The sequence below is a fragment of the Phenylobacterium sp. genome, assembly GCF_004299445.1.
Classification (GTDB): domain Bacteria; phylum Pseudomonadota; class Alphaproteobacteria; order Caulobacterales; family Caulobacteraceae; genus Phenylobacterium.
Window position 1 is genome coordinate 89,243 of the sequence record NZ_SCTC01000080.1, and the last position, 18,024, is coordinate 107,266.

An 18,024-nucleotide genomic window follows, 5' to 3' on the forward strand; every position below is an offset into this window, starting at 1 on the left:
TGGGAGTTCACGTTTCCGATGATGCTTCGCCCGTCGCTGTTCGCCGCCGCCGCCGCGGCTGTCCTCGTATCCGCCTGTGCGACCACGGCGCCGCCGGCTCCGCCGCCTGTCGCCGAAGCCCCGCCGCCACCGCCGCCCGCGCCGCCGCGGCCCAAGGCTCAAGTGGGGGCGTTCGGCTTCGACGTCTCGGGGATGGACGCCTCGGTGGCGCCCGGCGACGACTTCTTCCGCCATTCGGTCGGCAAGTGGGTGGATCGCACCGAGATTCCCGCCGACCGCGCGAACATCACCGCCTTCGCCGTGATCGCCGAGAAGGCCTCGGAGCGCACCCGCGCGATCATCGAGGACATGGCCAAGACCGAGCAGCCCGTCGGCTCGGAGGCCCGCAAGATCGGCGACTATTTCGCCAGCTTCATGGACGCCGAGCGCATCGAGCAGCTGGGCGCCGCGCCGCTCAAGCCCGAGCTGGACGAGATCGCCGCGATCCGGACACGCAAGGACCTGGCGCGCGTGCTGGGCGCCAGCATCCGGGCCGACACCGACGCCCTGAACGCCACCAACTTCTACACCGACCGCCCGTTCGGCCTGTGGGTGGCGGAGGACCTCGACGACACCACGATGTACCGCGCCTACCTGATGCAGGGCGGCCTGGGTCTTCCCGACCGCGAGTACTACCTGGGCCAGAGCCCGCGGTTCGTGGAACTGCGTGCAAAGTACGTCGCGCACGTGGCCGCCATGCTGAAGCTGGCCGGCTACGCCGACTCCGAGGGCGCGGCCAAGCGGGTGATGGCGCTGGAGACGGCGATCGCCAAGACGCACGTGTCGGTGGACGAGAGCTCGGACGTGGCGAAGTCCAACACCGTCTGGGCCCGAACAGATCTGGCGAAGAAGGCCCCGGGCCTCGACTGGGATGCGTTCCTGGGCGCGGCGGGTCTCGCCGGCCAGTCGCGGTTCGGCGCCTGGCAGGCGCCCGCGATCTCCGGCATGGCGAAGCTGGCCGGAGACCAGCCGATCCAGGCCTGGCGTGACTACCTGGCGTTCCACGTCGTGGAGCGCGGGGCGCCCTTCCTCTCGAAGGCTTTCGTGGACGAGCACTTCGCCTTCAATGGCACGGCGCTCAGCGGGACGCCGCAGCAGCGGGATCGCTGGAAGCGCGGCGTCGACAACACCTCGGCCGCTCTGGGCGAGGCGATCGGCAAGCTCTACGTCGAGCGCCACTTCTCGCCCGAGGCCAAGGCCCAGGCCCAGGAGATGGCGGCCAACGTCCTGAAGGCCTTCGACCAGCGCATCGACAAGCTGGAGTGGATGACGCCCGAGACCAAGGCGCGGGCCAAGAAGAAGCTGGCCAACTTCCGGGTCTCGGTGGGTTATCCCGATACGTGGCGCGACTACTCGGGCCTCGAGATCGTGCGCGGCGACGCCTACGGCAACTGGGCGCGCGGCAGCCTGTTCGAGTACCGGCGCAACGTCGCCAAGCTGGGCAAGCCGGTGGACCGCGGCGAGTGGTTCATGTCGCCCCAGACGGTGAACGCGCTGTTCGCCCCCAGCCAGAACTCGATCATCTTCCCGGCCGCGATCCTGGAGCCGACGTTCTTCGATCCCAATGCGGATGCGGCTGTGAACTATGGCGCGATCGGGGGGGTGATCGGCCACGAGGTGAGCCACGGCTTCGACGACCTGGGCGCCCAGTTCGACGAAAACGGCAACCTGAAGAACTGGTGGGCCCCGACTGACCTCGCCCGCTTCAAGGCCGAGACCAAGAAACTGGCCGACCAGTACAGCGCCTACGAGGCGCTGCCGGGCCTGAACCTCAACGGTGCGCAGGTGCTGGGCGAGAACATCGCCGACGTGGCCGGGCTGGCCACGGCCTATGACGCCTACAAGCTCTCGCTGAAAGGCCAGCCGGCGCCGGTGATCGACGGCTTCACGGGCGACCAGCGCTTCTACTTCGGCTGGGCGCAGAACTACCGCTCGAAGTTCCGTGAGGCGGCGCTGCGGCGGCAGGTGGTGACCAACGTTCACGCGCCGGGGCCCTGGCGGGCGCTGACCGTGCGCAATCAGGATCCCTGGTACCCGGCCTTCGGCGTGAAGGAAGGCCAGAAGCTGTACCTGGCGCCCGCCGACCGCGTGAAGATCTGGTAGCGCGTTGATCGTCCGCATCGACGATCCCGACGATCCCCGGCTGGCCCCGTACCGCGCCGTCCGCGAACGCGACCTCGTGGGCCGTGAGGGGCTGTTCGTGGCCGAGGGACGGGTGGTGCTGGAGAAGGCGGTGGTCGCCATGCCGGACGCCATCCAGTCAGTGCTCATCGCCGAGCATCGGATGGACGCCCTTACCGGTGTGCTGGCCGGACTACCCGAGGCCACGCCCGTCTACGCGGCGGCGCAGGCGGCGATGGATGCGGTCGTGGGCTTCCCGATCCATCGGGGCATCCTGGCGATCGGCCGGCGGCCCGAGCGGGACGCCGCGGCGCTTCTGTCCGGCCTGCCGGCGCGGGCGCTGGTGGTGGGGCTGGTCGGCATCGCCAACCACGACAACATGGGCGGCGTCTTCCGCAACGCCGCCGCCTTCGGCGCCGACGCGGTCCTGCTGGACGACACCTGCTGCGACCCGCTCTACCGCAAGGCCATACGGGTCAGCGTCGGCGCCGCGCTCAGCACGCCGTTCGCACGGGTCGGCGACGCCGCGGCGATGATCGGACGGCTGGCGGACGCCGGCTTCGAGACAGTGGCGCTGTCACCGGCGGGCGAAACCGAACTTCGTGAGCTGCGCGTGGCGCACCGGACCGCGGCGCTGTTCGGCGCCGAGGGCCCCGGCCTGCCGCCTGAGGTGCTGGCGCAGTGCCGAACGGTGCGCATCGCCATGGCGGGCGGCTTCGACTCTCTGAACGTCGCCACGACCAGCGGCATCGTGCTGCACGCGCTTGGAGCTGCCGCAACGTCAGCGACTTAAAGGCGGACTTAACCGGCGAGCGGTAAGGCTCTCTGCAGGACCGCGCTCGAACGCGGCGGTGTGGGACGGCCATGGCGCAGGGGACGGACAACGGTGCGGGCGCGACGCCGGCCGGCCTGGAGCAGTCCAGGGCTGTCTTCGACCGCGCCACCCGGCTGGCCAAGGCCCTGTTCGGCGGCGTCAACGCCCAGATCACGCTGAAGACCGCCGAAGGCTACTGGCGCAGTCGCTCGGGCGATATCGAGAAGATCAGCAAGGCCTCGGGCGTGCGCGAGGTGATGGCGACCGGCGAAGTCGTCTGGGTCGAGGACGCGCGGGCGGATGTGCGCTTTCAGAACGAGCCGGAGGTGATCCGAGATGGCGGCGTGCGCTTCTTCGCCGGCGCCCCGATCCGGTTGGCCGACGGTTCGACGCCGGGCGCGCTGTGGGTCGCAGGCGACGATACGCGCCCTTACGATGGAAGCCTGGCGCGCCGCCTGCAGGATCTCGCGGACTTCGTCGCCGACGAGTGGGTCCGACTGAAGGCCGCCGACTCCAAGGCGCGATACGAACGCACCATGTCGGCCATCGTCGACGCCATGCCCGTGTCGATGGTCATGATCGACCGGGAAGCGCGGGTGCTCTACGCAAGCCGTCCCTGGATCGAGTGGCGCGGCCTTGAAGGCGTGGAGGTCGTGGGCAGGTCCATCTACGAGCTTCGCCCCGAGGTGTTCGAGCCGTGGCGCGACGGCATAAGCCACTGTCTTCAGGGAAACAGCCGAACCGTCGAGAGGCTGGAGTCGCCGCGGGCCGATGGCGGCGTCGAATGGATGAGGGTGCTGCTGGCGCCCTGGTACGATGACGACGGCAACGTCGGCGGGCTGATCGCCACATCGTACGAGATCACCCAGATCGTCGAGGCGCTGAAGCGCAACAAGCGATCCGAGGAACTCATGCGGATGGCGCTGGAGCTGTCCGATCTTCACGTGTTCGAGCTCGACTACGTGCGTCGGGAGCTGACGAAGACGGGCGCCGAGGACACCTTCTTCGAGACGCCGAAGACCTACGAGGAGCTGGCGCGGGACATCTGGTCGATCATCGACCCGCGCGACCGACCGCGCCTGATGGCCAGCTGGGACAGCTGGCGCGGCGAGGGCGAATTGCGGCAGCCCGAGTACCGTGTCGTCCGGTCCGACGGCAAGGAAGTGTGGGCGACCGGCGCGGCCAAGTTGATCCAGGACGAGAACGGGCGCCCGATCCGCCTTGTCGGGGCCATGCGCAACATCACGGCGCGCAAGCAGGCTGAAGCTGCGCTGGTGCAGGCGAAGGAGGAGGCCGAGGCGGCCAACCGCGCCAAGAGCGCCTTCCTGGCCACCATGAGCCACGAGATCCGCACGCCCCTGAACGGCGTCCTGGGCATGGCCCAGGCCTTGGCGGCCAGCGACGAGCTCAGCGCCGTCCAACGCGAACGGATCGATGTGATCCAACAGTCCGGCGAGAGCCTGCTCGCCATCCTGAACGACGTCCTGGACCTCTCGAAGATCGAAGCTGGAAAGCTCGAACTCGAGGACTCGCGGTTCGCGGTGGGCGAGCTGGCCAGGACCGTGCAGGCGACCTTCCAGACCATCGCCGACGCCAAAGGCCTGACATTCGAACTCAGCGTCGATCGGACCGCCCAGGGGGTCTACGAGGGCGACCAGGTGCGGGTGCGTCAGATCCTCTGGAACCTGGTCTCCAACGCCCTGAAGTTCACCGAAAAGGGCGGCGTCAAGGTGCGCATCGGCCGCGCCAGGGATCGACTGTCGCTGATCGTCTTCGATTCCGGCATCGGCATGACAGCGCGCCAGCTGGGCGGGCTGTTCCGCAAGTTCGAGCAGGCCGATGCGTCCACCACGCGACGGTTCGGCGGGACGGGCCTTGGTCTGGCCATCTGTCGCGAGCTGGCCGAACTGATGGGCGGCGAGATCTCCGCCACCAGCGCGCCTGGGATGGGCTCGACCTTCACGGTGTCGCTGCCCCTGAAAAAGGTCGCCCGCGACGCGCCCAAGGCGAGGACTCGCAAGCGCAAGGCCCAGGCGGCGCGAGGCGCGCGGACGCTGCGCGTGCTGGCCGCCGAGGACAATGCGATGAACCAGCTGGTGCTGCGCACGCTGCTAGCGCAGGTGGGCGTCGAGCCCGAGATCGTCGCCGACGGCCGCCAGGCGGTCGAGGCCTGGGATCGCGAGCCGTGGGACGTGATCCTCATGGATGTGCAGATGCCGGTGATGGATGGCCCCACGGCCACCGCGCTCATCCGCACGCGCGAGCGGGCCGAGGGGCGGCGCCGCACCCCCATCGTCGCGCTCACCGCCAACGCCATGAGCCACCAGATCGCCGAGTACCTGCAGTCGGGCATGGACGCCTTTGTGGCCAAGCCGATCGAGGCCGGGCGGCTGTTCGAGGCGCTGCAGTCCGCGGTCGAAGCCCGCGACGACGCGGCGGGAGAGGCGACGGCGGCCTGAGGGCGAGATCCGGAGGCCTTCCAACGGCGGGTGTGTGTCGCGCCGCGGCGGGGGAGGCGGAAGGCCTCCGGTCCCTCTCGCTGGAGCTTCAGTGGTCCCGTCCGAACTCCACGGCCGAAACAACCACGTCCATGACCGTGTCGCGGAAGGCGACGACGGCCGGTTCGCCCGGGGCGGCTCCAGCGGCCACCATCAGGGGCAGAAGATGTTCCTCGCGCGGGTGAGCCTCGCGGGCGTGTGGCGCATGTTCCCATCCCGCCAGGGCGGCGTCGCGTCCGACCGGATCGGCGATCGCGCTTTCAAGCCAGCGGTCGAAGACGGCCGAGCGCTGTGTGAAGGCGGGCGAGAAGCCACGCATGTTGTGCCAGCTCATGCCCGAGCCGATGATCAGAACGCCTTCGTCACGCAGCGGCCTGAGCGCCCGGCCCGCGGCGAGGTGCGCGCCCGGATCGAGATCGCCTCGGAGCGACAGCTGCGCCACGGGGATGTCGGCGTCCGGGGTGATCAGCTTCAGGGGCACAAAAACGCCGTGGTCCCAGCCGTGCTGGGCGTCCTCGGCGGTGGCGAAGCCCGCGCCGTCGAGCAGCTCGCGGACCCTTCGCGCCAGGCCGGGGGAACCCGGTGCGTCGAACGCCAGCCGGTAGGTGTGCTCCGGGAAGCCGAAGTAGTCGAAATCAAGCTGTGGCCACTGGCCGGTTCCGACTGTGAAGGCCGGAGCTTCCCAGTGACCCGAAATCACGAGGATCGCGGCAGGACGCTCGGCAAGGCTGTCGACCAGCCCGCGCAGATAACTTGCGGTTCGGTCCCAGGTGTCGGCCGGACCCCTTGTCCACTCCATGAAGAAGCAGGGGCCCGCGCCGTGGGGGAGGAAGACGGTGGGCAGGGTCATGGCTTTAACCTGGGACCTCCGCGTGCGCCCGGCCCGGGGGGAGGCGAGGCGCACGGTGTTCAAAGCTGTGGTCAGGCGGCTTTCGCGGTGGCCGAAGCCGGGCTGATCGTCTCGATCCAGGCCGAGAACTGCACGCCGTAGGCGCGCAGGAACTCGCCCGTGCTCTCGTTGATCAGCTCTCCGTTTTCATCGAACAGCGCGAAGCTGTTCCCGAGGTACGCCTCCTGGCTGAGCAGCGGCACGTTCAGGAACACCAGCGACTGGCGCAGGTGGTGGTTCGAACCGAAGCCGCCGATCGCGCCGGGCGATTGACTGATCACCGCGCCGGGCTTTCCGTTCCACACGCTTGAGCCGTAGGGGCGCGAGCCCACGTCGATGGCGTTCTTCAGGACGCCGGGGACCGAGCGGTTGTACTCGGGGGTCACGAAGAGCACGGCGTCGGCGTCGGCGATCTCCTGGCGGAAGCGAACCCACTGAGCCGGCGGGTCGGATTCGAGGTCCTGATCGAAGTGCGGCAGGTCGCCGATCTCGACGATATTGAACTTCAGGTTGGGCGTGAGCGCGCCAAAGGCCTTGGCGAGCTTGCGGGACACGCTGTCCTTGCGAAGCGAGCCGACGATCACGGCGACGTTGCGAACTTGGGTCATGGGAGCCGTCCTTGCGAGAGGGTGTCTGGTTGCCGATCGCTCGGCGATGACGGAAAGATGGGCTCCTCTCCGGTGGTTGATAATCCGACCGCCTTGAAGGACAGTATCGCCAGATAGGAAAGAATAACATGGACCGTCTGGACGAGATCCGGGCCTTCGCCGCTGTGGCGGAGGCGAAGAGCTTCACCCAGGGCTCGCGCAAGCTGGGCGTCTCGGGCGCGCAGGTGTCGAAGCTGGTGGCGCGGCTGGAGAACCGGCTGGGCGCGCGGCTGTTGAACCGCACCACGCGCGACGTGTCGCTGACCGACACCGGCCAGGCCTACCTGGAACGCGCGCGCGACCTGATCGAGCAGTTCGACGCTCTCGAGAATTCCGTGAAGGACCAGGCCGGGCCGTCGGGAAACCTGAAGGTCTCGGCCCCGGTGTCGTTCGGCAAGGGCCAGCTTACGCCCGCTCTGCTGGACTTCGCATCCCAGTGCCTGGCGGTGTCGCTGGACGTCAGCTTCTCGGACCGGATGGTGAACCTGGTGGAAGAGGGGTTCGACGTGGCCGTTCGGATCGGCCACCTGCAGGACTCGTCGCTGGTGGCGCGCAAGCTGGCGGCCGTCCGCATGGTCACCTGTGCCGCGCCGGCCTACCTGGCGGGGGCGGGAACGCCGCTGACCCTGGGCGAACTGGCCGCCCACGAGGCGATCCTGGACACCAATGCCCGCGACGCCACCGTCTGGCGCTTCGGTCGGGGCACCGAGGCCATGGAGGTGCGGGTCCATGGCCGGCTGCGCTTCAACGGCGCGGAGGCCTGCGTCGAGGCCGCAGTGCGGGGCATGGGCATCCTGCGCACCCCCGCGTTTGCGGCGGCGGACGAGTTGCGCTCAGGCCGGCTGATCCCGGTGCTGTGCAACTACGAGCCCGAGGAGATCTACGTCCACGCGGTCTATCCGCATGCACGCCACCTGGCGGCCAAGGTGCGGGCCTTCGTCGACTTCCTGGCCCAGCGCTATGCGGGCGAACCCGCCTGGCACCAGGGATGGGGCAGCCGCCATCCGGTGGCGGCGGCAGAGTAGGTTCAGGCGAAGGCGATCCAGCGGCCGGCGGCGGCCGTCGTCACCCAGACCAGGATCGAGGCGTAGGCCAGGGCTTTGACGGCCGGGCCCGCGCCCTGCGAGCCGCGGCCCGAGCTGACGATCTGCACGCCCGCCGCCGCGAGGATGAGCGCCAGGTAGACCAGGATCATGATCTTGTTGGCCGGGTCGAGGTGCGCGTAGTCGTCGGGCTTGTAGATGACATGGTGCAGCGCCGCCTGGGTGACCATGAGTGCGACGAGGCCCGCGAGGTAGATGATCCGGGTCAGGCCTCGGGTCACGAACAGCACCAGCAGCGCGCCCGCGATGATGACGTGCCAGAGGCCGGGGTTCACCAGCTTGGCGACGGCGAAGACGCCGACCGACAGGCCGAACACGGCCATGCCCAGAGCGGCGGCCAGGGCTGCGCCCTTGCCGAGGCGACCGTCGGCTTTCGCCGCCGGCAGGCTGACGCCGTACGTGAGGATGATGGCGGCCGCCAAGCCCAGCATCTTCGCCGTGAAGGCCTCCGACGTGTAGAGGCGCTCAGGGTTCGACGTGCCGATCAACAGGCCGGTGGCCAGGATGCCAACGACCCCCAGGTTGAGCCAGGGCAGCACGCCGCGGCGCACTTCCGACGGCGACTCGTCGGTGAGTCCGACGCCGATCAGGCGCAGGTTGAGCAGCAGGCTGGCCCCGCCCAGCAGCGCCAGCGACAGCAAGTGCAGCACTTCCCACTGTGCGAAGTAGGGTTTGACCCAAGCTCCGGGGAAGGTGTCGTCCAGTTGGCCGACCCAGCCGGCGAGCTGGGGGAAGAAATCCTGAGGCGCGATGGTCATTGGGACACCTCCGAGAGGTCGATGGCGCCCCGCTCCGAGATGGCGCACTCCTGGGCGACATTGGCCCAGTGGGGGAGCGGCTTGCCGCACTCGTACCAGTCATAGGCGATGAAGCGACCGAAGGTGATCACCGTCACCCAGGCCAGGATCGAGACCGTCGCCGACATACGCACCTTCAACGGCGGCTTCTCAGCGGTGTCCCACGCGTCGCGGTCCTTCTGCACCCGATAGTGGAAGATGAAGATGTTGATGACTGCGATCGCCAGGAAGATCAGCTTCAGGCGGAACCACAGATTATGGTAATAAAGCAGCGGCTTGGCGTAGAAAAGTGCGACGCCGGTCACGACCATCAGCGCGAAGCCGAAGATGGTCAGCGGCAGCACGCGGTCGCTGATCACCGAAATCGGCGTCTTCTTGAAGCCAACGCCCAGGAGGCGGAAATCGACCAGGAAAATGGTCCCGGCGAAAAGCATCAGGGACAGCACGTGGGTGCCTTCCAGCAGGCCCCAGACGTTGAGCGTGCTGGCGAGCGCCTCGCTCCACGACGGATCGTATTCGCCGGGTCCTTTCCCGACCTTTGTGGCGAGCCACACCAGGACGTCGCGGATCAACGCGCTTCTCCCCCCAACTCCATACCGGAGCTTCTATAGGTTTCGCTTCACGCGTCCATTGCGGAATGCGTCGCCCCAGAAACACCCCCGACCAGGAAGCTAGATGGCTAAGGCGACCGCCGCAATGCGGGTCGAGAGGCGGCGGCGAGCGCCGACAGACTGTCCTGGAAGAGGGTCAGCGCCACCCGCAGCGCGCTCAGCCGAACCTCGGCGCGACCGACGTCGCCGAAGCATTCGACCCTGTGGCGGGTCGCCTGGCCGCGACGGGCGCATGCGAGGTGCACCAGGCCCGCAGGCGCTCCCGGCCCGCCTTCGGTGAAGCCGGTGATTGAGATGGCGATATCCGCGTGGCTGTGCTTCAGGGCTCCCTCGGCCATCGCGACGGCGCAGGGCTCGGACACGGCGCCCGCCGACTGCAAGATATCCTTCGGAACGCCCAACAGCTCGTGCTTGGCTTCATCAGTGTAGGTGACGAATCCGCGCTCGAAGGCGTGCGACTTGCCGGGAATGTCGGTGAGCAGGGAGGCGAGCAGGCCGCCGGTGCAACTCTCCGCCGACGCGAGCCGCAACTCGGCGGCGCAGGCCGCCTGCAGCACGGCCGCGGCCAGCCGGTCGATGTCGTCGGGCAGGGGCGGGGCGAGAGCTTCGGCCATTGCGTCCGGAACACCGCGGGACAGCTACGGTTCCGGGCCTTGATTTTAGCTGGGCCAGCGGGTCGTTAGGCGTATGAACGCAAGCCCGCGAGTCACGGTCGCCGGCGCCGGCGTGCTGGGCCTGACCACGGCGCTGGCGCTGGCGGACGCGGGCTGCCGCGTGACCGTGGCGGATCCAGGTGGGCCCAATGCCTCGAGCGTCGCGGCGGGCATGATCGCGCCGGTGTTCGAGGCGGTGCTGGACGAAACAGCGCGGCCGTACCCGGATCTTCTGCTCTCGGCCCGGGACCTGTGGCCGGCGCTGGCTGCTCGGGCGGGCATCGTGCTTGACCGGTCAGGCGCGCTGGCCGTCGGCCGAGACGCCTGGCTGGACGGCCTGGCCGCCGCCTTCGCCAGGCTGGGCCAGCGCCCGACTGAGCTCGGCGGTGTGACGGCGCGGGGGCTCGCGCCCGGCCTCTCGGAGGCGTTCCCGCGAGCGCTGCTGTCCCGCGAGGACTGGCGGGTCGACGCGCGACCGGCCCTGGCCGCCCTGACGGCGGCGGCGCGCGAGGCAGGGGTAGGATTCGTCTCGGAGCCCGTGCGGGGCCGAGGCCAGTCCGACGTCCTGGTGGTCGCCACGGGGGCGGCCCAGGAGCTTCTGGAGGTCGCGCCGGAGCTCTCCGTGCTTTCGCCGATCAAGGGCCATATCGTCCGCGTCGCGAGCCCCTCCTGCGGAGCCGTCGTGCGCGCCGAGGGCGTCTACGCGTCGCCAGGCGCGGAAATGATCTTCGGCGCCACGATGGAGGCGGGTCGGACGGATGCCGGCGTCGACGAGGCCTTGGCCACGCCGCTGCTCGCCGGCGGTCTGAAGCTGTTTCCCGGCCTGGCTGGCGCGCAGGTGGAGATTTCGGCCGGCATCCGGGCGGCGACGCGCGACGGACTGCCGCTGGTAGGGTGGAGCGAGGCGGAGCCGGGCGTGATCCTGGCGACGGGGGCGAGGCGTAACGGGTGGTTGCTGGCGCCGCTGGTGGCCCGGATCGTGGCGGCTTGCGTGACGGGGCGCGAACGCGGGCCATATGCCGACCGGATGGATCCGGCGCGGTTCCGCGCGTCCCTTTGGGACTGAGGGTGGGGAAGACGATGAACGGCTTCTGGCTGTCGGACGAACAGCAGGCGATCCGCGACGCGGTCCTGCGCCTGTGCGAGCGCTTTGACGCCGACTACTGGCGGCGCACGGACGAGAGCGGCGAATTCCCGGAGGCCTTTGTGGCGGCGATGGCCGAGGCCGGTTGGCTGGGCGTGGCCATGCCGACGGAGCTGGGCGGCTCGGGCCTGGGACTGACCGAAGCCGCCATCGTCATGCAGGCGGTGGCCGAGAGCGGGGCGGGCTTTTCGGGGGCCAGCGCGATGCACCTGAACATCTTCGGCCTGATGCCGGTGGTGAAGTTCGGGACCGAGGCACAGCGCCAGCGGGCCATCCCGCGGATCATCGCCGGCCAGGACAAGACCTGCTTCGCCGTCACCGAGCCGGACGCTGGCCTGGACACCACCAGCCTCACCACCCGGGCCGACCGCACCAACGACGGCTATGTCATCCGCGGCCGGAAGATGTGGACGACCAACGCCCAGCGCGCGACCAAGATGCTGATCATCGCGCGTACGACGCCGAAGGATCAGGTGAAGCGGCCGACCGAGGGCCTGAGCCTCTTCTACACCGACTTCGATCGCAGCCGGATCACGGCCACGCCGATCCCCAAGATGGGACGGAAAGCCGTTGAATCGAATGCCGTTTTCATCGACGACCTGCACGTGCCGGCCGAGGATCTGGTCGGCGAGGAGGGGCGGGGCTTCTACTACCTGCTGGAGGGGCTGAACCCTGAGCGCGTGCTGATCGGCGCCGAAGCCGTGGGTCTCGGGCGAGCCGCGCTGAAACGCGCAGCGACCTATGCGAAGGAGCGGGTCGTATTCGGCCGGCCCATCGGCCAGAATCAGGGGGTGGCCCACCCGCTGGCCAAGGCCTGGGCCGAGCTGGAGGCCGCGAACCTGATGGCCTTCAAGGCCGCCGCCCTGCACGACGCCGGGCGGGACTGCGGAGCCGAAGCCAATGCAGCCAAGTTCCTGGGCGGCGAGGCGGGCTTCAACGCCTGCGAGGCGGCGGTGCTGGCGCACGGCGGCATGGGCTACGCCAAGGAGTTCCATGTCGAGCGCTACTTCCGCGAGGCGATGATCGCCCGCATCGCGCCCGTGAGCCGCGAAATGATCCTGAACTACATCGCCGAAAGAGTGCTGGGCCTGCCCAAGAGCTACTGACAGGCCCAGCGAGTAGGGGGCTCACTTCAGGTTGAAGGTGATCGGGATCGAGACCTGGCCGCCTTCGACCGCTTGGCCATCGACGGTGCGCGGGCTCATCACGAAGTAACGCGAGAGCTTGAGCGCGGCGTCGCCGAAGCCGCTGTTGGCCGGGGTCAGCGAGGCCACCTTGCAGCCGGTGACCGAGCCGCTGGCGGTGACCATGCAGTTCAGCACTGCACGGCCTTCGGTTTCCATCCGCATCTCGCGGTCCGGATAGAAGCGTTCGAACTCGCGTGCGCCGGGCCGCTTGAGCCAGGTGGGATTGCGGATGATCGGGTCGGGCGGCGAGGGCTGAGCGACTGGGCCAGGCGTGAGGTTCGCCAATGGACCGATTGGCGCGTCCGGGACGGGCGTCGGATCGGCGGGGAGGGGCGCGACATTGGTCGGCGTCGAGGTCGGCGTCGGCGCATGCAGCTGGACGGGCGTGGTCACCGACTTGGACGCCTCCGGAGGCGGAGGCGGCGGCGGTGGCTTGGGCGGGGTGTAGAATTCCAGGTCCAGCAGCGGGGGTTCCACCGTGGGCGGCGCCTTGGGCGGCGCGAATTGCATCATCGCCAGATAGGCGGCCACGGCGGCGTGGACGCCCAGCGAGGCGGCGACAATGAGGGTGGTCTTGGCAGGTGTGCGCCGGCCCTGGGGCGCGAAATCGAAGGGGAGGGCTTGGCGGATGACCATCTCGGGCTCCCAGTTGTCTTACGCATGTAGTCTGCGCGGCCGATTACGTCGGTAATTTGGCGAAGCCGTGGAGAGGCGATGGGGAAAGTCGGAACAGGGTTATTCCCGCGTTAACCATGATCGCGGACTCCTGCGTCCATGGCCGTCCAGGGAATCCGCGCCATCGTCGAACAAGCGATCGACCGCGCCTCGAGGGCGACGGGCGTCGATTTCGGATTCCTGATGAAGACCGCGGGCCGCGAGTCGAGCTTCAACCCCCGAGCTCAGGCGTCGACCTCGTCGGCCGCGGGCCTGTTCCAGTTCGTCGAGCAGACCTGGCTCAGCACCCTCAAGCAGCACGGGTCGAAGCACGGCTACGCCCGCTATGCCGACCTGATCACCAGGGGCTCGGACGGCCGCTATCGCGTACAGGGCGATGAGGCTCGCCGCGCCGTCATGGACCTGCGCCTCGACCCGCACGCCGCTTCGCTGATGGCCGGCGAACTCACGTCGGACCACGCCGCGTACCTGAAGGGCCGCGTCGGCCGTGAACCGACGGCTGGCGAGCTGTACGCAGCCCACTTCCTGGGCCCCCAGGGGTCGGCGCGTCTGATCAAGGCGGTGGAGAACCAGCCCGGCGCGTCGGCCGCCTCGCTGTTTCCAGATGCGGCGCGGTCGAACCGCTCGATCTTCTTCCGTGACGGGCGCGAGCGTTCGGTCAGCGAAGTCTACGCCAACCTGACCAAGACCGGCGGCGCGCAGCAGGCGGTGAGCGCCACGCAGGAGAGGCCCGATGCGGACGGCGGCTTCGTCCAGTATGCGTCGATGCGCCAGCAGGCGCGCCAGCGCGAGCAGGACGCCCTGATCGCGCTGATCCTGCGCGGCTCGCAGCCAGCCGATCAGGCGGGCGTCGGCAGCCGCCTGGCCGGCTCGCTGTTCACCAGCGAGATGCTGAAGGTCCTGTCGGACAACCGAGAGAGCTAGGCCGCAGCGCCCTGTGAGATCATCGCGTCGATCTCGCTCGGGCCGTAACCCAGCTCGGCGAGGACGTCGCGGGTGTGCTCGCCCAGGCGTGGGGCGCGGGGGCGGGTCTCCTGTTGCAGTCCCGGGAACACCGCAGGGGCGGCGGGGGAGCGGTAGGTCCCGCCCTGGCCGTCGTCGACCGGCACGAAGCAGCCCGCGGCGTCGGCCTGCGCGTCCTGGGCCACCTCGGCAGGCGTCTGGAACGGCGCCCAGACGAGGTCGGCGGCGTCGAGCCGGCGGGCGATCTCGTCGAACGGCAGGGCGGCGAAGGCGGCGTCCAGCTCAGCGGACAGCTCGCGGGCGTTCTTGCGGCGCGCCTTGCCGCTGGCGAACCGCTCGTCCTTGACCAGGTCAGGCCGCCCCGCCGCTTCGGCGAATTTCTCCCAGCCGCCGCTCGAGCCTCGGGGGTTGTGCACGAACCAGCGGCCGTCCGAGCTGCGAAAGTGGTTGGCCACCGCGTTGATCGGATTGTCGCGCGGTCGGATCGAGGCCAGCCGGCCCATCTTCAGCTGCACGGCCATGTCCGAGCCCATCAGGTAGACGCCCGACGCCAGCAGCGAGGTCTGCACCACGCGGCCCACGCCGGTTCGTTCGCGCTCGTAGAGGGCCGCCAGGATCGCCGAGACGGTCGCCAGCGAGGTGGTGTGGTCGCCCATCCCCGAGGTGCGCATGAAGGGCTCGGCGCCCTTGGGGGCGGTCATGTAGCCGATGCCCGACCGGGCCCAGAACGCGGTCACGTCGAAGCCGGGCAGGTGTGCGTCGGGCCCTTCCAGGCCGTAGCCGGTGATGACCGTGTAGACGAGGCGCGGGTTGGCGGCGCGGAGGGTGGCGTCGTCCAGGCCGTACTTCTTCAGCGAGACGGGCCGCACGTTGGTCAGGAACACGTCGGCCTCGGCCGCCAGCTTGGCCAGGGCGTCGCGCGCGGCGGGCTTGGTGATGTCGAGCACGATCCCGCGCTTGCCGCGGTTGTCGAACTCGAAGGTGGGGTTCGCGCCGATGTCGTTCGCGAGGTCGGCGAAGATGTGGCGCATGTTGTCGCCCTCGGGCCGCTCCACCTTGATCACGTCGGCGCCCCAGTCGCACAGGATGCACGCCGCGCCGGGGCCTGCGATGTAGGCGGAGAAATCGACGACCTTCAGGCCCTTCAGCAACACGAGCAGACTCCCAGCTTCTTTTGCGCGCCAGGGTACGGGATATGACGGGGCGGCGCCTAGAGCGCGTGGGGCGAAGGTGGATGTGGGTTTCGCCCCGAAACGCGCTCGAAATCAAAGAGATCGAGCCTGCTTGTCCGCCTCGGACGATTCCGGCTGAACCGGACAGGCTCTAGGCGACCTGGCGATCGTTCGCCGCGGGGGTGGCCGAAAGCGCATCGGCGATCGCCCGCGCGACGGCCGGTATGGCCAGCGGGCGGCGGACCAGGGCGTCGGCGCCCTGGGCCAGGGCCGCCTCGGCTTCCCCGGCCTCCGAGCCCACGATGGCGACGACCGGCGTCTCGCCGGCGCCGCCGGGCAGGGCCCGCAACGGAACGATGGCGGCCAGGTCGCCGCAGACGGCCAGGTCGAGGTCGCAGATCCGGGCGAGTTCGACGGCGCGGGCGGCCTTGGGCGTGTGGACCACCTGGTGGCCCAGCTGTTCCAGGCTGGCGCGCAGGGTCGCCGCCGTGAGCGGGTCGGCCTCGACGGTGAGGATGCGCAGCCTCCGCGCCGGCTCGTCGGCGGGGGCCGCGGCCGGGGCTTCGCCGACGATGGTCAGCAGTTCGTTCACCGCGTCCAGCGCCACGCCGATCTGCTGGCGGGTGGGCGCGGCGCGACCGCGGGCGGCGGCGGCCAGCACATGGGCCACGCCGGTCAGGCCGTCGCGCAGTTCGTCGGAGAGGCTGTCGACGAGATCGGACTTCACCCGGGCGAACCTGCGGGCCGCCTCGGCCTGCGCGGCGCGCTCGGCCAGCAGCCGCTCGCGCTCGGCCGCCAGCGCGTACTGGCGGCGCAGGATGCGGTTGACGACCAGCGCCAGGGCCAGCCCGAGGGCGGCCGCGCTCAGCGCCAGCCGGGCGGTGGGTTGATCGGCCGGGTCGAGGAACAGGGCGATCAGCGGTCCCGCCACCGCCACCGGCGCCACGATCAACAGGCTGGGCAGCCAGGTGGCGGTGAACACCACGCAGACCATCGCCGCAGCCAGGATCAGCAGCAGCAGGGTCTCGCGCACCGGCCCGGCGAAATGGGCGAAGGCGGCGAGGCCCGCGACGGTCAGGGCCCAGACCAGGCCGGCCATGACCTGCACGCGGGCGCGCCTGCGAAGATCGGTCGCAGCGTCGGTCTTCAGCCAGTTCACGACCGCGTAGAAGGCGCCCCAGCCGACCGCGAAGGCGCCGAAGGCGGCCCCCATCCAGTGCGCGTTGGCGGCATGGCCCGCGACCCAGACGAACACCGGCAGCGAGACGCCAAACGCCAGCAGCGCAAAGGGAAGCAGCGCCGCCTGGGCCTTCATCCCCTGCTCGTCGACCACGGCGGCGAGAGCGGCTTCGGCGGACTTGTCGGACGACACGGGCAGGCCTTTCGCGAGGGGCTCGGGGACCCTGCGCGCCGCGGCGTTGGCGTGCGGTTACGCGAAATCCTTAATCCACAGATTCGCTTGGCAACCTCTCGTTAAGCGGAGCCATTCAAATGTCGAATCGCGGGAGTCCGGACGCGGGTTCGGACAGGGGAACTGGCTGGCGATGGCGACCACGCGATCGGCGCTGACGGATGTGGATATCCGCACGCTGGTGAAAGGCGCGACACCGGACGAGCGTGCGGTCGCCGCGCGCAAGCTCTGCACGACCATGGATCGCACGGCGCTGTCCGACGAGGATCGGGCGCTGGCGGCCGACATCCTCCGGGTGATGGCGGCCGACGCGGCCGAGCTGGTGCGCAAGGCCATCGCCGAGGAACTGAAGGCGTCGCACGTGGTGCCGCGCGACGTGGCCGTGAAGCTGGCGCGCGACGTGGAAAGCGTCTGCCTGCCGCTACTGACCTTCTCGCCGGTCTTCACCGACGCCGATCTGGCCGAAGTGGTCCGCCTGGGCGGGCCGGTGCGCCAGGTTGCGATCGCCAAGCGGCCCGAACTGTCGCGCGCCGTCACCGACAGCCTGGCCGAGCACGGCGGCGAGCGGGCCATCGTCACGGCCTGCGCCAACCCGGCCGCCGAGTTCAGCGAAGACGGCCTGCAGCGCGTGGTGGACCGGTTCGAGGCCTCGGAGCGGGTGCTGGCGGCGGTGGCCTATCGCAACGCCCTGCCGCTGGCGGTGACCGAGCGGCTGATCGGCATGGTCAGCGTGCAGGTGCGCCAGCACCTGGTCACCAAGCTGGACCTGTCGGCCGAGACGGCGATGCAGCTGGCCACCGGCGCCGCCGAGCGGGCCACGGTCGACCTCGTGGATCAGGCCGGCAAGACCGCCGACGTGAAGGGCTTCGTCGCCCACCTGAACCGCGAGCGGAAGCTGACCGCCTCGCTGCTGCTGCGGGCCCTGGCGCACGGCCACATGACCTTCTTCGAATGGGCGGTCGCCGAGCTGGCGGGCGTGCCGCACCACCGCACCTGGTTGATGATCCACGACGCGGGGCCGCTGGGCCTCAGAGCGATCTACGAGCGTGCTGGTCTGCCGGCGCGGCTGTTCCCAGCGTTCCGGGCGGCGGTGGACACCTTCCACGCCATGGAGTTCGACGGCGGCCCGCGCGACCAGGAGCGGTTCCAGGAGCGCATGCTGCAGCGGTTCCTGACCCAGCCGCAGGCGGCGGCGCGCGAGGACGTGGAGTACCTGCTGGCCCGGATGGGCAGCGGGCTCGCAAAGGGCCAAGCGGAAGAACCCGAGCGGGTCGTCCAGCTGGGGTGACGTCGGACGGGG

16 protein-coding genes are annotated in these 18,024 nt (G+C 69.7%); 8 read left to right on the plus strand and 8 right to left on the minus strand.

Going from position 1 to position 18,024, the window contains the following annotated elements:
* The first annotated feature begins 18 nt into the window (after positions 1–18).
* From EPN98_RS22500 to EPN98_RS22510, 3 genes are all read left to right on the plus strand, one after another.
* A complete protein-coding gene (locus EPN98_RS22500) occupies positions 19–2,142 on the plus strand; it encodes a M13 family metallopeptidase (RefSeq protein WP_293365180.1) in 2,124 nt (707 codons plus the stop codon).
* Positions 2,143–2,146: 4 nt separating this feature from the next.
* Positions 2,147–2,953: an RNA methyltransferase gene (locus tag EPN98_RS22505; RefSeq protein WP_293365181.1), complete on the plus strand. Its 807-nt coding sequence runs from the start codon at positions 2,147–2,149 to the stop codon at positions 2,951–2,953.
* A 71-nt stretch (positions 2,954–3,024) separates the two neighbouring features.
* A complete protein-coding gene (locus EPN98_RS22510) occupies positions 3,025–5,433 on the plus strand; it encodes an ATP-binding protein (protein ID WP_293365182.1) in 2,409 nt (802 codons plus the stop codon).
* Positions 5,434–5,521: 88 nt separating this feature from the next.
* Here the strand turns inward: EPN98_RS22510 and EPN98_RS22515 are convergent, their stop codons facing one another.
* The gene (locus EPN98_RS22515; RefSeq protein WP_293365183.1) at positions 5,522–6,322 is read right to left on the minus strand and encodes a class III extradiol ring-cleavage dioxygenase; all 801 of its coding nucleotides are present in this window, start codon (positions 6,320–6,322) and stop codon (positions 5,522–5,524) included.
* Positions 6,323–6,393: 71 nt separating this feature from the next.
* On the minus strand, positions 6,394–6,969 hold the full coding sequence (locus tag EPN98_RS22520; protein WP_293365184.1) for an NAD(P)H-dependent oxidoreductase: 576 nt from the start codon (positions 6,967–6,969) through the stop codon (positions 6,394–6,396).
* Between the two features lie 128 nt (positions 6,970–7,097).
* Between EPN98_RS22520 and EPN98_RS22525 the strand changes: the two genes are divergently transcribed.
* Positions 7,098–8,033 carry a LysR family transcriptional regulator gene (locus tag EPN98_RS22525; RefSeq protein ID WP_293365185.1) on the plus strand — a complete coding sequence of 312 codons (936 nt, stop codon included), beginning with the start codon at positions 7,098–7,100 and terminating at the stop codon, positions 8,031–8,033.
* Positions 8,034–8,035: 2 nt separating this feature from the next.
* Here EPN98_RS22525 and EPN98_RS22530 read toward each other — a convergent pair whose 3' ends face one another.
* The 3 genes from EPN98_RS22530 to EPN98_RS22540 all read right to left on the minus strand — a co-directional run bounded on the left by EPN98_RS22530 (position 8,036) and on the right by EPN98_RS22540 (position 10,133).
* Positions 8,036–8,869, minus strand: a complete 834-nt coding sequence (locus EPN98_RS22530; RefSeq protein WP_293365186.1) for a DUF6644 family protein — start codon at positions 8,867–8,869, stop codon at positions 8,036–8,038.
* Complete coding sequence (locus EPN98_RS22535; protein WP_293365187.1) at positions 8,866–9,480, minus strand: DUF6644 family protein; 615 nt, start codon at positions 9,478–9,480, stop codon at positions 8,866–8,868. Before EPN98_RS22535 ends, EPN98_RS22530 begins: the two co-directional genes overlap by 4 nt.
* A 107-nt stretch (positions 9,481–9,587) precedes the next feature.
* Positions 9,588–10,133, minus strand: coding sequence for a CinA family protein (locus tag EPN98_RS22540; protein WP_293365188.1), 546 nt, complete (start codon positions 10,131–10,133; stop codon positions 9,588–9,590).
* A gap of 73 nt (positions 10,134–10,206) precedes the next feature.
* Between EPN98_RS22540 and EPN98_RS22545 the strand changes: the two genes are divergently transcribed.
* Positions 10,207–11,238 (plus strand): FAD-dependent oxidoreductase, encoded by a 1,032-nt coding sequence (locus EPN98_RS22545; RefSeq protein WP_293365189.1) that lies wholly within the window; start codon positions 10,207–10,209, stop codon positions 11,236–11,238.
* Positions 11,239–11,252: 14 nt separating this feature from the next.
* Complete coding sequence (locus EPN98_RS22550) at positions 11,253–12,422, plus strand: acyl-CoA dehydrogenase family protein (protein WP_293365190.1); 1,170 nt, start codon at positions 11,253–11,255, stop codon at positions 12,420–12,422.
* A 21-nt stretch (positions 12,423–12,443) separates the two neighbouring features.
* On the opposite strand, the gene EPN98_RS22555 is transcribed toward EPN98_RS22550, so the two are convergent.
* Positions 12,444–13,139 (minus strand): energy transducer TonB, encoded by a 696-nt coding sequence (locus EPN98_RS22555; protein ID WP_293365191.1) that lies wholly within the window; start codon positions 13,137–13,139, stop codon positions 12,444–12,446.
* 138 nt (positions 13,140–13,277) lie between these two features.
* On the opposite strand from EPN98_RS22555, the gene EPN98_RS22560 reads away from it, so the two are divergent.
* Complete coding sequence (locus EPN98_RS22560; RefSeq protein WP_293365192.1) at positions 13,278–14,102, plus strand: transglycosylase SLT domain-containing protein; 825 nt, start codon at positions 13,278–13,280, stop codon at positions 14,100–14,102.
* Here the strand turns inward: EPN98_RS22560 and EPN98_RS22565 are convergent.
* Both EPN98_RS22565 and EPN98_RS22570 read right to left on the minus strand, forming a co-directional pair.
* The gene (locus tag EPN98_RS22565; protein ID WP_293365193.1) at positions 14,099–15,295 is read right to left on the minus strand and encodes a CaiB/BaiF CoA-transferase family protein; all 1,197 of its coding nucleotides are present in this window, start codon (positions 15,293–15,295) and stop codon (positions 14,099–14,101) included. The two genes, EPN98_RS22560 and EPN98_RS22565, sit on opposite strands and share 4 nt — an antisense overlap.
* 169 nt (positions 15,296–15,464) lie before the next feature.
* Positions 15,465–16,685, minus strand: a complete 1,221-nt coding sequence (locus EPN98_RS22570) for a hypothetical protein (RefSeq protein ID WP_293365194.1) — start codon at positions 16,683–16,685, stop codon at positions 15,465–15,467.
* Between the two features lie 172 nt (positions 16,686–16,857).
* Between EPN98_RS22570 and EPN98_RS22575 the strand changes: the two genes are divergently transcribed.
* Positions 16,858–18,012 carry a DUF2336 domain-containing protein gene (locus tag EPN98_RS22575; protein ID WP_293365195.1) on the plus strand — a complete coding sequence of 385 codons (1,155 nt, stop codon included), beginning with the start codon at positions 16,858–16,860 and terminating at the stop codon, positions 18,010–18,012.
* Positions 18,013–18,024 lie beyond the last annotated feature (12 nt).

Excerpts from the sequence above, each read along its gene's own strand:
- EPN98_RS22500 (WP_293365180.1), top strand. The coding sequence starts at position 19 with ATGATGCTTCGCCCGTCGCTGTTCGCCGCCGCCGCCGCGGCTGTCCTC.
- EPN98_RS22510 (WP_293365182.1), top strand. The coding sequence starts at position 3,025 with ATGGCGCAGGGGACGGACAACGGTGCGGGCGCGACGCCGGCCGGCCTG.
- EPN98_RS22515 (WP_293365183.1), bottom strand. The coding sequence starts at position 6,322 with ATGACCCTGCCCACCGTCTTCCTCCCCCACGGCGCGGGCCCCTGCTTC.
- EPN98_RS22520 (WP_293365184.1), bottom strand. The coding sequence starts at position 6,969 with ATGACCCAAGTTCGCAACGTCGCCGTGATCGTCGGCTCGCTTCGCAAG.
- EPN98_RS22525 (WP_293365185.1), top strand. The coding sequence starts at position 7,098 with ATGGACCGTCTGGACGAGATCCGGGCCTTCGCCGCTGTGGCGGAGGCG.
- EPN98_RS22530 (WP_293365186.1), bottom strand. The coding sequence starts at position 8,869 with ATGACCATCGCGCCTCAGGATTTCTTCCCCCAGCTCGCCGGCTGGGTC.
- EPN98_RS22540 (WP_293365188.1), bottom strand. The coding sequence starts at position 10,133 with ATGGCCGAAGCTCTCGCCCCGCCCCTGCCCGACGACATCGACCGGCTG.
- EPN98_RS22545 (WP_293365189.1), top strand. The coding sequence starts at position 10,207 with ATGAACGCAAGCCCGCGAGTCACGGTCGCCGGCGCCGGCGTGCTGGGC.
- EPN98_RS22550 (WP_293365190.1), top strand. The coding sequence starts at position 11,253 with ATGAACGGCTTCTGGCTGTCGGACGAACAGCAGGCGATCCGCGACGCG.
- EPN98_RS22555 (WP_293365191.1), bottom strand. The coding sequence starts at position 13,139 with ATGGTCATCCGCCAAGCCCTCCCCTTCGATTTCGCGCCCCAGGGCCGG.
- EPN98_RS22560 (WP_293365192.1), top strand. The coding sequence starts at position 13,278 with ATGGCCGTCCAGGGAATCCGCGCCATCGTCGAACAAGCGATCGACCGC.
- EPN98_RS22575 (WP_293365195.1), top strand. The coding sequence starts at position 16,858 with ATGGCGACCACGCGATCGGCGCTGACGGATGTGGATATCCGCACGCTG.